Source organism: Kribbella sp. NPDC051936, from assembly GCF_040680955.1.
Classification (GTDB): Bacteria; Actinomycetota; Actinomycetes; order Propionibacteriales; family Kribbellaceae; genus Kribbella.
This window is the reverse complement of sequence record NZ_JBFAXS010000001.1, coordinates 285066-298992: the sequence shown is the minus strand read 5'-3', so window position 1 is coordinate 298992 and position 13927 is coordinate 285066. Positions and strand designations below refer to the sequence as shown.

11 protein-coding genes are annotated in these 13927 nt (G+C 69.8%); 3 read left to right on the top strand and 8 right to left on the bottom strand.

Annotated elements, in window-relative coordinates; translation table 11 throughout:
- Positions 1-72: 72 nt before the first annotated feature.
- The 5 genes from AB0L64_RS01530 to AB0L64_RS01510 all read right to left on the bottom strand — a co-directional run bounded on the left by AB0L64_RS01530 (position 73) and on the right by AB0L64_RS01510 (position 7390).
- The gene (locus AB0L64_RS01530) at positions 73-834 is read right to left on the bottom strand and encodes a hypothetical protein (RefSeq protein ID WP_363706597.1); all 762 of its coding nucleotides are present in this window, start codon (positions 832-834) and stop codon (positions 73-75) included.
- 124 nt (positions 835-958) lie between these two features.
- Entirely contained in the window at positions 959-1687 is a 729-nt protein-coding gene (gene sigM / locus AB0L64_RS01525) for an RNA polymerase sigma factor SigM (protein WP_363706595.1), read from the bottom strand.
- Positions 1684-3351, bottom strand: coding sequence for a protein kinase family protein (locus AB0L64_RS01520; protein ID WP_363706593.1), 1668 nt, complete (start codon positions 3349-3351; stop codon positions 1684-1686). Before AB0L64_RS01520 ends, sigM begins: the two co-directional genes overlap by 4 nt.
- 102 nt (positions 3352-3453) lie before the next feature.
- Positions 3454-5100 carry a murein biosynthesis integral membrane protein MurJ gene (murJ, locus tag AB0L64_RS01515; RefSeq protein ID WP_363706591.1) on the bottom strand — a complete coding sequence of 549 codons (1647 nt, stop codon included), beginning with the start codon at positions 5098-5100 and terminating at the stop codon, positions 3454-3456.
- Positions 5093-7390, bottom strand: a complete 2298-nt coding sequence (locus tag AB0L64_RS01510; RefSeq protein ID WP_363706589.1) for a hypothetical protein — start codon at positions 7388-7390, stop codon at positions 5093-5095. Before AB0L64_RS01510 ends, murJ begins: the two co-directional genes overlap by 8 nt.
- A 63-nt stretch (positions 7391-7453) precedes the next feature.
- Between AB0L64_RS01510 and AB0L64_RS01505 the strand changes: the two genes are divergently transcribed.
- The gene (locus AB0L64_RS01505; protein WP_363706587.1) at positions 7454-8875 is read left to right on the top strand and encodes a CCA tRNA nucleotidyltransferase; all 1422 of its coding nucleotides are present in this window, start codon (positions 7454-7456) and stop codon (positions 8873-8875) included.
- Here the strand turns inward: AB0L64_RS01505 and AB0L64_RS01500 are convergent.
- A complete protein-coding gene (locus AB0L64_RS01500; protein ID WP_363706585.1) occupies positions 8850-9644 on the bottom strand; it encodes an aminotransferase class IV in 795 nt (264 codons plus the stop codon). The two genes, AB0L64_RS01505 and AB0L64_RS01500, sit on opposite strands and share 26 nt — an antisense overlap.
- A gap of 18 nt (positions 9645-9662) precedes the next feature.
- Between AB0L64_RS01500 and AB0L64_RS01495 the strand changes: the two genes are divergently transcribed.
- Positions 9663-10274: a hypothetical protein gene (locus AB0L64_RS01495; protein ID WP_363706583.1), complete on the top strand. Its 612-nt coding sequence runs from the start codon at positions 9663-9665 to the stop codon at positions 10272-10274.
- Here the strand turns inward: AB0L64_RS01495 and AB0L64_RS01490 are convergent.
- A complete protein-coding gene (locus tag AB0L64_RS01490) occupies positions 10271-10720 on the bottom strand; it encodes a GNAT family N-acetyltransferase (RefSeq protein ID WP_363706581.1) in 450 nt (149 codons plus the stop codon). The genes AB0L64_RS01495 and AB0L64_RS01490 overlap by 4 nt on opposite strands.
- Positions 10721-10788: 68 nt before the next feature.
- Between AB0L64_RS01490 and AB0L64_RS01485 the strand changes: the two genes are divergently transcribed.
- Positions 10789-12018 (top strand): amidase, encoded by a 1230-nt coding sequence (locus AB0L64_RS01485; protein WP_363706579.1) that lies wholly within the window; start codon positions 10789-10791, stop codon positions 12016-12018.
- Here AB0L64_RS01485 and AB0L64_RS01480 read toward each other — a convergent pair.
- Entirely contained in the window at positions 12009-13904 is a 1896-nt protein-coding gene (locus tag AB0L64_RS01480; RefSeq protein WP_363706576.1) for a discoidin domain-containing protein, read from the bottom strand. The two genes, AB0L64_RS01485 and AB0L64_RS01480, sit on opposite strands and share 10 nt — an antisense overlap.
- Between the last annotated feature and the right edge of the window lie 23 nt (positions 13905-13927).

The following is a 13927-nucleotide window of genomic DNA, read 5'->3' as shown; positions in this document are numbered from 1 at the left end:
ATCCTAGAGGCCGACCATTCCCACGGTACCCATCACGGGGCCGGGGCACCGCATCGACGGACGGTCGTGGACTCAGCGGTTGCGCAGCGTCACCGTGGTCTCGTAGAACGAGCTGGGCGAGCCGCCCGGAACGCTACATCCGGTGACCGCGAACACCTCGATCTGACTCGGCTGCGCACCCTGCAGGCCGATGATCGTGGCCCGCTTGCCGTCCACCTTGGCGGGCTGGACGAGCCGGACGTCCGAGTTCGGGCGGGAGGCCGCGAACGACCGTGCACACGACTGCTCGTCGGCCGATCCGTGCAGGATCGCGCTCGGGGTGTGGTCCAGCCAGCGCTTCGTCGACGGACCGATGTCCTTCGAGCTGACCGCGACCGTGTCGGCGGGCGGGGTGTTCTGGTCGGCGGACGCGGTGCCGTCGCCTCCCTGGTCCTTGGTGGCGAACACCACACCGACGCCGAGCGCGGCGATCAGCACCACACCCGCCGCGGCGCCGAGCAGCTTCGGCAGGTGCCGGCGCGGCTCCTCGCGGATCTGGGCCAGCGAGTGCACACCGACCGTGGACGCGCGCAGCACCGACTCGGACACGATCACCGCGTCCAGGTGCTCGGCGACGTCGGTCGGCATCGGAATGTCGGCGCGCCCCTCCTCGGCCAGGTCCCTGGTCAGCTCCAGGAGGGCGTCGTACGTCTGCTGGCACTCGGGGCAGGCCTTCACATGCTCACGAGCGCGGTGCGCCTCGGTCGCGGGCAGCAGGTTCTCGATCAGGTCGGCGATCGTGTCCGTGTCCAGGTGCTCGAGGTGCTCACTGGTCGGCAGACCGGGGTCGGTCATCGGGGGCTCGCCTCCTCACGGGAGGTGCGCAGCCGTAGCCACAGGGTCATAGGAAGAACTCCGTCAAAGGCGTCGGTCGTCCGGTCGCCAGAGGCAGGCGACTTCGCTTCGACGGGGGACCTGGTCATTCGGTTCCCACCGCTTCCGCGGCGGACTTGTCCGGTACGTCGGACTCCCGGGTCGTCTGCCAATGACGCAGCAGCGGGAGCAGCTTGGCGCGGCCGCGGGCGCAGCGCGACTTGACCGTGCCGGGGGCGCAATCGAGGATCGCGGCCGCCTCCTCGATCGAGTAGCCCTCCATGTCGACCAGGACCAGCGCGGCGCGCTGGTCCTCGTTGATCTGCTTGAGTGCGTTCAGCACGTCCAGCCGGCGCTCCCGCACCTCGGCCGGATCGTCCTCGGCCGGCCCGGCCAGCTCGGCGGCGCGGTCCTCGTCCTCGGGCAGCGGGTCGGCGGCGCGCACCTGGCGGCGGCGGATCCGGTCCAGACAGGCATTCACCACGATCCGGTGCAGCCAGGTGGTCACCTTCGCGTCCCCGCGGAACGAGTCCGCCCGCCGGAACGCCGAGATGAACGCCTCCTGCAGCGCGTCCGCCGCCTCCTCGGGCTCGCCGAGGGTGCGGATCGCCACCGCCCACATCCGGTCCCGGTGCCGCTTGACCAGGAACCCGAACGAGTCCGGGTTACCGGCCACGTGCATCCGGAGCAGCTCGTGGTCGTCCAGCTGGTCGTAGCTCACCGGACCGCCGGCCGCGGCAGGCTGCACCGCGCCCTGCGCCACCGGATCGCCCGCGTCGATGCGCGGGACGTCCGGCCGGGGCGGCGGGTTGCCCGAGTCCACGTGAGCGGTCATTTCTGGATCGTGACCTCCGAGATCGTGCCCCGGTACTTGCCGCCGTCGTCCTTCGGCAGCTTCGTCAGCCAGACGAGCACGTACTGCGTCTCGGTCGGTGCCGAGGGGGTAAGGGTCACCGTACCCTCCGGCTGGTCCTCCTGCTCGGCGACCGGCTTCCAGCCGTCCACCGTGCTCGGCGCGGCGCCGTCGGCGCTCTTCGGCACGAGCAGCTGGACGCTGGTGCCGTCGCCCTGCAGTGCGACCTGGACCTTCGACACGCTGGTGGGCGCGCCGAGGTCGTAGTAGATGCCGACGCCGGGCTTCTGGCCGCCAAGGTTCGCCCGGCTGTACGACATCGTCGTCCAGGTCGTCGACGCCTTGCCGTCGTAGGTGTTCTTCACGTCCTCGGAGTGCTCGTTGCCGTTGCCGGCCGGCTCCGGATCGAAGTCCTTGGCGCCGACGATCTTCGCCACGCCGCCGGTCGACGACGGAGTGGTGCTGGTCTGCGGCGGGGCACTGCTCTTGGTTCCGCCGCCGTCACCGCTGCCCTGGTCGTTGTTCATCGCGCCCTTGAGCAGGAACTGGGCCATCGCGATCACCGACAGCAGCGCGAGGATCGCGAGCAGGATCAGGATCCGGCCGCCCCACGAGCCCTTCGGCTTCGGCTCGTCGTGCCGGCGGCGGCCGTTCCCGTTCGACGGCGGGGGCGGCTGGCGGCGCACCGGACGCGTCTCGGCCGCTTGGTTGTACGCCGGTTGCGGCGCGCCGTACCCGTTCTGCTCGGCTTCGTACGACGGCTGCGGCGTCGGATCGAGCGCGGGCGGCGGGGGCTGCGGCACCACCTGGGTGGCGTCGTCGATGCTGCCGTTCTGACGGGCGACCTGGACCGTCTCGTCCATCTGGTTCGGCGGCTCGTGCGAGCTGCCGACGACACCGGACAGCGCCGCGGACAGGCCGGCCGCGCTGGTGATCGGCGGCGCGTGATGCCGCGGCGGGTCACCGAGCAGGCGGTCGCTGATGTCGTCCAGCGAGCGCGGCACGCCGGCGCGCACCTGGCGCGGGCTCAGCAGGCGGCCGTGCTCGACCGGCGCGGGCTGCAGGCCCCAGGCGGGAGCCGGGCCGGGCCAGCGGCCGGTCAGCGAGGCGTAGAGCAACTCGCCGAGCGAGTGGACGTCCTCCTCCGGTGAACCGGCGCCGGACGACCGCAGCGCCGCCTCGGTGGAGACGCCGATGACCTTGATCGCGCCCGCGTCGGTGACCACGACGGTGGCCGGGCTGATCGCGCCGTGCGCGTAGCCGGTGCGGTGCAGGTTCTCGAGGGCCTCGGACACCTCGCGGGCCAGCCACCCGGCCTGCTGCCCGGTGAGCGGGCCGCTGCTGAGCATCCGCTCCAGCGACCGGCCGCCGGCCCACTCGCGCACGCAGTACGTCACGCCGTCGTGCATGTCGCAGTCGAGCACCCGCAGGAACCGCGGGTCGTTCGCCGCGGCGGCCCGGCGGGCGGCGTCGAAGAGCAGGTTGGTCCGCGGGTCACCGACCGGCAGGACGTCGACGACGACCGCGCGGCTGAGCACCTCGTCGACGGCACGCCAGACTCGGGCGCCGTCGATCTCCGCGAGCAGCTCGGCGATCCGGTACCGCCCGGCCAGGAGGGCACCAGGACTCACGGTCTGGTTCGACACGGTGTCTCTCGCCCTCCTTGATGCCCAGCGGCCTGATCGCAGGCCCCATCGTAGTGCCCCGCTGACCGGACAGGTGGTGCACTAACGCACAAGCGGTCCGGATCAGCGGCGGATCGGCAGCTTCGATGTGACCATGGACACCACGTCGTTCACTTCGTGGATACGGAGTACCCGGGCCACCGCGGCGTACACCGGTAGCATCACGACCGCCGCGACCGCCAGCTCGAGGACCGCGCCGAGCGGGCCGGACCAGTCGATCGCCAGGCCGAGCACCCAGAGCACGACCCGTCCCGCGCCGGCGCCGGCCACCGCGGCGATCACCATCGCGAGCAGCGGCAGCCCGATCCCGGCGCCGGGGACCCGCGGCACCTTGCGGCGCAGCACCGGGCGGGAGATCAGCACGGCGACCAGGTACGCGAGGGCGTACGCCGCGCCGAGGACCACACCGCTGAACCGGAGGTGCGCCTGGTCGAGCAGCACCCGAACCCCGATCACGGCCGCCGCGATGTTGGCCGCCGCGATCACGCACTGCAGGAAGAACGGCGTCCGGGTGTCCTCGAAGGCGTAGAACGTGCGCAGCTGGAAGTACTGGATGGTGAACGGCACGATGCCGAGCGCCAGCGTCATCAGCGTGTACGACATCAGCGTCAGGTTGTTCTTGCCCGAGCCGTAGCCGGCGATGATCGTCACGATCGGGTACGCGAACGCGATCATCGCGGCCGCCGCCGGTACGACGATCGCCAGCGTCTGCCGGATCGACCGGGCGGACAACTGCGCCACCTCGGCCGTGTCGCCGTCGGCCGCGAGCGCCGACATCTGGGGCAGCGCGGCGGTGGCGAGCGAGACCGTGACGATGCCGTGCGGCACCAGGATGATCAGCATCGCGGTGCTGTACGCGAACAGACCGGCCTTCGCGCCCGGGTCGCCCGAGGCGGTACCGGCGATCGCGAGCCGGGTGACGACGACCAGGGTCACCTGGTTGACCGCCACGAACAGCACCGTCCAGATGCCCAATCGGGCAGTGTGTCCCAGACCGGTACCGCGGAGACCGAACTTCGGCCGGTAGAAGTGCCCGCTGGCCCGCAGGTACGGGAGCAGGACCAGGAGCTGGACGGCGATGCCGACCGTGTGCCCGAGACCGAGCAGCAGCTCCTCGCCGTGGCTGTACGTCGAGGGCGGGTCGCCGACGCGGTAGACGAACAGGAAGACCACGATCGAGGCGCACGCGACGATGTTGTTCGCGATCGGCGCCCACATCATCGGACCGAACCGGCGGCGCGCGTTCAGCACCTGCCCGACCAGGACGAACGCGCCGTAGAAGAAGATCTGCGGCAGGCACAGGCGGACGAACATCACCATGTTCGCCTTCTCGATCGCCCGGGACGGCTCGTGCAGCTCCTTCGGCATGTACAGCTCGGCGATTGCCGGCGCTGCCAGCACACAGGCCACCGTGACGACCGCGAGCACGACGAAGCCGAAGGTCAGCAACCGGTTGGTGAAATCCTGGCCGCCGTCGTCGTGGTTCTTGATCGCGCGCACCAGTTGCGGGACCAGCACGGTGTTGAACACGCCGCCGGCGAGCAGGATGTACAGGCTGTTCGGGATGGTGTTCGCGGCGGTGAAGATGTCGCCGCGCAGCGCGGTGCCGATGGCGGCCGCGAGCAGGGCGATCCGGACGAATCCGAGCAGGCGGGACAGCACCGTTCCGGCTGCCATCACCGCCGCGGAGCGCAGGGTGCGGTCAGCCATCCTTCGAACCGACTCCTTCTTTCAGGGACGCGTCCGGGGCTTCGGCGACGCCGTTCGTCCCGGGGCGATCGTGGGCGGGATCAGGGGTGCCGGCCGGACCCGTCGTCTCGGTCGTCTCCGCCGCGTCGGCGGTGCCGGCCGTGGCGCTCGCAGCGGCCGTGGTGCGGCGCTCGGTGCGGACCCGGCGGTAGATGCGGACGAACGACGTACCGAACAGCAGGGCGCAGGCCGCGCCGACCAGGATCCAGCCGACGCTGCCGTACTGGCTGGCCTGGATCAGCAGCTCCTGGGACTTGCCCACCGGCTTGCCGGCCGCGTTCGTCACCTGCGCGTTCGCGCGGATCAGACCGTTCTGCTCGGCGCTCGCGTTGATCCGCGGCGTCCACTTCTGACCGGGACCGAGCACGACGGTCTGCGGCGTCCTGATCTTCAGGTCGGACCGGTTCACCGAGGTGACCACGATGCCGACCCGGACCGACCAGTCGGTCTCGTTGGTGATCGTCAGCGGGAACGTGCCCTTGCTGCCGGCCAGGTTGACCTTGATCTCCTTACGCAGCCCGCGGTCGACGCTCGCGTTCACCAGGTGCACCTTGCCCAGCTGCTGGTTGGCGGAGCCGAGCTCGATCGCGGTGAAGTGCCGTGCCTCATCCGGGTGACCGTTCCAGCCGGAGGACGTGGACCGGAGCAGCGCCTGCGTCATCACCTCGGGCAGCGCGGTCCCGTCGACGAGCAGGTCCTGCATCGTCGTGGTGGCCTCGTCGAGGTCCTTGACGCTCTGCAAGTGGGACTCGGTGAGTACGCCGTTCGTCTTCGGCGCGGCCGGTGCCTTGGTCTCCTGCGGTCGCGGGTTGGCCGCCACTACGCCGGCGACGTCGGTGGCCTTGATCCAGGGCAGCGAGAGGCTGCCCGCGAGCGCGGCGGTCGCGATGCCGTCAACATCCCAGCCGCGCGGCGGCGCGACGACCACCGACGCGGTGCTCTTGCCCGCAGCCGCGATCAGCGCGGTGACGGCCGCGAACCGCTGCCGCACCTGGAGCGGACTCTCGGCGGTCTCCGGGTCGGGGCCGCCGGCGGTCAGGGACGAGTCGGCGATCACCGTGCGCTCTGTGCGATGCGTGCCGCCCGGCGTGAGGACGTTGTACACGGGGGTGGTGGTCAGCACCGGGCGGGTGCCAGCAGACCACGAGGAGCTGCTGACCAGGTTCAGGTCGTCGGGGGTGGAGCCCGGGAACCCGCCGGCCGCGGCAGCCAGGTAGCGGCTCGCGGCGGCGCCGCCTTCGAGCCAGAGGCCGTTGGTGAATCCGGGGGCCAGCTCGCCGCCGGACCGTTCGGTCTTCGTCCGGGCCTGGGCGACCAGCTTCTTCAGCGGGTCGCCGGAGTCCACGAGGCCGGCCACGTCCGGGTCGCCGTACGGCAGCAGCACGATCTGGTTGCCGCGGGCCCGGCCGGCTTCGAACTCCTTGAGCCAGGCGGTCGCGACGGCCTTGCCGCTGCCGGGCGTGGTCTGCCCGTTCTCGCCGACCACCACGTACTCCGTGGCCATCTGCCGGATCTCGTCGAGCATCGCCGGGTCGACCAGCCAGGTCACCTTGTGCTGCCGGCCGAGCGCGAGCAGCCGGCCGAGCGACCCGGACGGAGCCAGGGACCGGGCCAGCGACTCGTTGGCGAAGTTCTTGCCGCCGAGCTGGGTCGGGCGGTGCCGCAGCGGTACGACGAGCGCGGTGTTGACCGATCGGGTCAGCGGCTGCTGGCCGAGCACCGGCATCAGGGTGCGGGCCCGGCCGGCCATCACGCGCTCGCTGTTCGGCGGCTTGCCGCGGAACGTGACGCCGACGACGTACACGCCGGTGTCGTCGGTGATCCGCCATTCCTTCCACGGCACCGTCAAGGTGAACTCGACCGTCTGCTTCGGCGCCAGCGGCTGCTCGAACGGCTGGAAGGTCTGCTCGTCGTTCGTCAGGTTGCGGCAGCTGTCCCGGTCGTTCATCGGGACGTTCTGCTCGGTGGGGATCGCGTCCAGGGCGGCAGTGCTGGCCAGCCGCGTCCGGCCGATACAGGCCAGGGCCTGCGGGTCGTCGAACGTCACCGAGCTGGTGTTCGTCACCCGGCCCTTGATCACGACCTGCTCGCCGACCTTCGGCGCGGTCGGGCCGAACGAGTCGATGGTGACCTGGACGGCCGGCTCGTCGGTCGGCGCGGCCTCGGCCGGAGCGGCCAGGGTCGCTGCCGAAGCAGCAACCAACAGGCAAGCGCCCAGCACCGCTGGGAGCCTCAGTCGCCGTCTGAACACGCCGTCACCGTAACCTAGTTCCCCGTGTCACCCTTTGCCGACCAGTCAGCCTCAGCCGGATCGTTGTCAGCAGTACAGCAGCGCGCCGTCCAGGCCCTGCTGCAACTCGCTCCGGTCGTCGACGAACTGGGATCCCGGTTCACCGCCGCGGGCCACGAGATCGCGCTGGTCGGCGGTCCGGTCCGGGACATTCTCCTCGGCCGGGGGAGCAAGGATCTGGACTTCACCACGTCAGCGCACCCGGACGTGATCGAGCGGTTGCTGTCCGGCTGGGCGGACCATGTCTGGGATATCGGCAAGGCGTTCGGCACCATCGGTTGTCGCAAGGGTGAGTGGGTCCTGGAGATCACGACCTACAGGTCGGAAACCTACGATCCCACCTCGCGCAAACCGGAGGTGGCCTACGGCGACTCCCTGGAGGGCGATCTGGCCCGCCGGGACTTCGCGATGAACGCGATGGCGGTCCGGCTGCCGTCGCGCCAGTTCGTCGACCCGTACGGCGGGATCGAGGACGTCGCGAACCGCCGGATCCGGACGCCCGGGACACCGGAGGACTCGTTCTCCGACGACCCGCTGCGGATGATGCGGGCGGCCCGGTTCGCCGCACAGCTCGGCTTCACGCCGGACCCGGCCGTGGTCGCGGCCATGACCGCGATGGCCGACCGGATCACGATCGTGTCCGCCGAGCGGGTCCGCGACGAGCTGGAGAAGCTGATCTGCTCCGATCACCCGCGGATCGGGCTCGACCTGCTGGTCTCGACCGGCCTGGCCGAGCACGTGCTGCCCGAGCTGCCGGCCCTGAAGCTGCAGGTCGACGAGCACCATCGGCACAAGGACGTCTACCAGCACTCGCTCACCGTCCTCGATCAGGCCATCGATCTGGAGTCCCGTCTCTCTGTTCCGACGCCCGATTTCGTCGTTCGGTTCGCGGCGCTGATCCACGACATCGGTAAACCGAAGACAAAGCGGAACGAAGCCGGCGGCAAGGTGACGTTCCATCACCACGACGTGGTCGGCGCCAAGCTGGCCCGCAAGCGGATGAAGGCGCTGCGGTTCAGCAACGAGCAGATCGACCAGGTCAGCAAGCTGATCGAGCTGCACCTGCGCTTCCACGGATACGGCGACGGCGAGTGGACGGACTCCGCGGTCCGCCGCTACGTCCGCGATGCCGGCGACCAGCTCGACCGGCTGCACATTCTGACCCGGGCGGATTGCACGACCCGCAACCGCCGCAAGGCGGACTCGCTGCGGGCCGCGTACGACGACCTCGAGGAACGCATCGAGCGCTTGCAGGAGCAGGAGGAGCTCGACGCCCTGCGCCCCGACCTCGACGGCAACCAGATCATGGAGATCCTCGGCATCCCGCCGGGCCGCGAGGTCGGCGAGGCCTACAAGTTCCTCATGGACCTCCGCCTCGACCAGGGCCCGCTCGGCGAGGACCGCGCCCGGGAAGAGCTCCTCACCTGGTGGTCGAACCGCTCCTGATCGGTTGGGCGGGGACGGCCGCGTAGGCCTTCGCGATGGTGTCCGCCGAGATCGGGTGCGACTCGTACGTCGTGGTGCCGTCCTGCGTGCTGATCGAGGCGACCGGGAGCGCCGGGTCGATCGAGTTGGTGAGGTACGCGGCGTCGTACGTCGTCAGGTCGGCGAGCGGGACCGGCTTGGTCGTGTAGTCGTCCAGGCCGCGTTGGAGGACCTGCCGGCGGATGCCGGGGAGTGCCGGCGCCGACGGGAAGACGAGGTGTGGCCCGCGGGCGAAGCAGATGTTCCAGATCGAGGCTTCGGAGATCTCGCCGGTCGCGGTGTGGAAGACGGCGTCGTCGTAGCCGGACAGTTCGGCCTTGCGGGCGTAGTAGGTGAGGTCGAAGGTGCCGGTGTGCTTCAGGTGCGGGACACCGCGCTCGTGCTGGAACGCGAGCAGGCGGACCGGCTCGGTGCCGGCCGGGACCGGCGGGCCGACTCGGGTCAGCAGGTGAAGCTCGTCGGTGGCGAAGACGTTGACGCGGATCGAGAGATCGCCGGTACCTGCCTGCTCGAGCGCCGCCTGCAGGTCGCGACGGACCCGATCCTCGGGCAACGGCTGCCCGAAGACCTCCCGCGTGCTGCGGTCCAGGCGCTCGAAGTGCAGGTCCAGCCCGTCGACGCGCCCGTCGCGCACCTGCATCGACGTGAAATGTCCGTACGCCGTTGCTCGCAGCAACGTCGCGTCGACCGCCGGTGACCGGGTGCCGTCCAGCAACAGGAAATCGCTCACAGGCCCTAGTGTCGCCGTGTGGACGTGTGGAGCATCATCGGGTGGGGCGGATCCGCGCTCGTCGTGTTGTCGCTGCTGCAGACCCGGATCCTGCGGCTGCGGGTCCTGAACCTGGTCGGCTGCGTGATCCTGGTCGGGTTCAACGCCGTGGTCGGCGTCTGGCCGATGGTCGGCATGAACGCGGTGCTCGCGGTCATCAACGTCGTGCACCTGTGGCGGCTGCTCCGGCACCGGCACGACGAGAAGGAGTATCAGGTGCTGCAGGTGGACGAGTCCGACGAGTACCTCGGCTACATCCTCGATCGGCACCAGAAGGAGATCACCCGGTTCAACCCCGGTTTCACCCCCGGCACCAGCCAGTACGCGTTCCTGGTGCAGCACGGCGACCGCACCGTCGGCGTCGTCCTCGCACACGACGCCGGCGACGGCCGGGCGCAGATCGATCTCGACTACGCGGTCCCGAAGTACCGCGACTTCACGCCGGGTGAGTTCGTCTACCGGCGCAGTGACGTCTTCACCGATCGCGGGTTCCGCCAGGTCCTCGCGTCACCCCGGATGCGCGACTCCACGCCGTACCTGAAGAACCTCGGCTTCCACCGCGACGGCGACAACCTGGTGCTGAACCTCTAAATGTCCTTCGCGTAGCAGAGCGAGGCGATCTCGTTCTCGAAGGGCGGGTACGGCGGGGTGGGGCGGTAGCCGTGGTTCGTGTAGAGGGCGATCGCTTCGACCTGCTTGGTGCCGGTTTCGAGGCGGAGCCGGGTCATTCCACCGGTGCGGGCCGACGCCTCGACGGCCTCGAGCAGGATGCGGGACAGGCCCCAGCCGCGCGCGGACGGGGCGACGTACATGCGTTTGATCTCGCCGAGGCCCGGCGCGACCGGCTGCAGGCCGACGCAACCGACCGGTGCTCCGTCCAGCGTGAGCAGCGTGAACGCGATGTCGGGATGCAGCGCGACGAGCGGCTGGTCCTCGCCGTACATCGCCGCCAGTTCGGCCTGTTGCGCCGTGGTCAGGGCCAGTACTTCCGCGTCCGTCGGCGGTGCCGGCCGCAGTTCCACTCCCTCGATCACCATGCCATCGGACGGTAGCAACACGGCATGACGCTCCTGTTTCCGTTTCCTCTCCGTGGTCTGATGGTCCAGTGAGGACGTTGGAGGAGACCGCCGCGCTGGTGCGGGCCGGCGTGCTGGATCCGGTGCTGCTGGTCGAGGACGCGTTGACGCGTGCGGCAGCCGTGGCGCACCTGAACGCGATCGTGCACCTCGACGCGGACGGTGCGCGCAAGGCGGCCGCGGTACACGACCGCACGGGTGCGCTCGCCGGGGTGCCCGTGCTGGTGAAGGAGATCGTCGAGGTCAAAGGCCTGCCGTACCGCTGCGGGTCCGCGTCGATGGACGAGGTCGGTCGCCAGGACGCCGACGTCGTACGCCGGTTGCGCGCCGCGGGGGCGATCGTGATCGGCCTCTCGCACACCCATGAGTTCGCGTACGGCTGCACCGGCACGTCGAACCGCGTCGGCCCGTGCCGCAACCCGCACGACCCGTCGCGGATGACCGGCGGCTCCAGTTCGGGCTCAGCAGCCGCGGTGGCGGCCGGGGTCGTCCCGCTGGCGATCGGGACGGACACTGCGGGCTCAGTACGCATCCCGGCCGCGCTGTGTGGAGTCGTCGGCTTCAAACCGACCTACAACACGCTGCCCACCGACCGCGTCTTCCCCCTGTCCCAGACCCTCGACCACGTGGGCGTCCTGACCCGCACTGCCAGGGACGCCACTTACGCACTGACTGCCCTGACCGAAACCACGACCCCCGAGCCCAGCGCTCAGCCGCGCCTCGGCATCGCGACGAACGCTGAGTACCTACACCTCAGTCCCGAGGTTCGTAGTGCCTGGCTGGCGGTTGTGGAGAAACTCGACACCGTTGACGTGCAGCTGCCCGATTGGTCCACAAGCTTCTCCACAGCTGCGAATCTGCAAGGCCCGGAAGCGGTTGCCAACCACAAGGACCGGATTCGGGACAGCTACCAGCCAGACGTCCGCCAGCGCCTGCTCGAAGCCGCGCTGGTGCAGCCGGCCGACTACGAGCGAGCCAAAGAACAAGCAGCAGCGATCACGGCCGAGCTCGACGCGGTGCTGGCCACGGTGGACGCGGTCATTACCCCGACAGTCCTCACCACGGCCCCGCCACTCACCACCCCCGACGCCGACGTACGCCGGCAATTACTGAACAACACCCGCCTGGCGAACCTCACCAGACACGCGGCCGTCAGCCTGCCGATCCCGGCTGACGGCCTTCCCGTGGGCCTGCAGATCATTGCTGCGAGCAATGAGCAGGCGGCCGCGGTCGCGTGCTGGATCGAAGCTCAGCGATAGATCCGCAGATCCGCCAGGCTCCACCAGTTGCCGGCAACGCCGTTCTGTGTGACCCGGATGTACCGTGCCCGCGTAGGCGGCAACTCGACCGTCGTCAGCTGACTGCTCGACGTACCAGTGGCAACCGTCCGCCAGCTGCTCCCGTCGTTGCTGATAGCAACCGTATGGCCGTGCGCGTAGTCACCGATGTTCCCGCCGCTGTCCAATGCGACCTGCCGGAACGTCTGGGCCTTCCCCAGATCCACCTGCACCCACTGACCCGGTGCCTGCGCCGTCTTGCTCTGCCACACGGTCGATCCGTCCGCGTCGATCAGCAGACCGGCATCGGCTCCGTTGGCGCTCGCCGACGCGTTCTGCGGCGTCAACTGCTGCGGCGCGTCCGCTGCCGTCCGTCCCCAGGTGAAGGTCGCGATCGACCCGCCGGGCAGTTCGTACTCGAAGGTCTCGTCTCCGAGCGCCACGGCGAACGAGCGCGGATCGTCGTTCTCGTTGTGGACAAGGAGCGCCGTCGTACCGTCCGGGTTGCGGAACGCGGCCGACATCAGCTGCCCGTTCCACCCGGTCGTCCCGTACGACGTGCTTCCGATCCGCACCGCGCCCGGCTTCACGAACTTCGACAGGTGGCCGATCGTGTAGTACTCCGCGTCCGTCGACACCGTGCCGTCCGCCTGCAACGTCACCAGGCCGGTGCAGGTGTCGCAGCCGCCGAGGTGCGGGCCGCCGGTCGAGTCGAGTGCGATGTTCCAGTTCACGACCGACTTCGCCCAGTTCCGCGTCGTACCGAGCATCAGCGTGCGGGCATGCCAGGTGAGCGTGCCGCGGAAGATCTGCGGCGGGGTGTCGTTCGGCCCGTGCGAGCCGGAGCACTCGGTGAACCAGATCCCCTTCGACGGGAAGGCCTTGTGCAGGTCGGTCTGCTTGGACGGGTCGCCGGAATAGCAGTGGTACGCCGTGCCCGCGATCCACTTCGCCGCCGAGGTCCGCAGCAGTTTGTACGGGTAGTCGGTCTCCGGGTCCTCACCGGGCGGGGTGGAGGCGATGTCGCCGGGGTGCGTGGTCCAGTTGTGGTCGTAGCCGAGGATCTTGGTCCGCGGGCTGACCTTCTGCAGCAGCGGACCCAGAGCGGTGATCACGGCTGCTTCCTGGCGGACCGGCAGATCCGTTCCGGGGTACGCGCTCGGCTTGCGGTTCTGCGGCTCGTTCTGGATCGAGAGGAAGTCGATCGGTACGCCGGCCCGCGTGTACGCCTGCACGAACTCCACCAGGTAGCGCGCGTACGCGTCGTACACCTTCGGGTCGTCCTTGAGGCGGCCGCCGACGAGTGAGTCGCCGGTCTTCATCCAGGCCGGCGGGCTCCACGGCGTGGCCATCACCTTGAGCTGCGGGTTGAGCTGCTTCGCGCGGCGGAGCAGCGGCAGCACCTGCTGCTCGTCGTGGGCGATGCTGAAGTGCCGCAGTCCGAAGTCTGTCTGGCCCGCGGGTACGTCGTCGTACGTGTAGTGCTCGGCCGCTGCCGTGAAGTCGGACGAGCCGACAGGCTGCCGCAGGAAGCTGACGCCGATGCCCTGTCGCGGGTCGAACAGCGACCGCATCGTCTGCTCGCGATCGGCCGGGCTGAGCCGGTACAGCACGTCGGCGGACGAGTCGGTGATCGAGGCGCCGAAGCCGTCCATGGTCTGGTACGTCGTGTGCGGGTCAACTGTGATCGTCGTCCGGTCGCTCGCGCCGTCGTGGAAGGCGACCGGCGCGCGCTCGTGAAACAGCTCGGCGCGATCCGGTGTGGTGACCCAGACCTGGACCTGGGTCGTCGGGGGCTGGGCCTGGGCGGGCCCTGTGAGTGACGCCGCAGCGAGAGCAAGGGCGACGCCGAAGACGGGTGTTCTCATCGCGCTCCTCAGGGATGAAACAA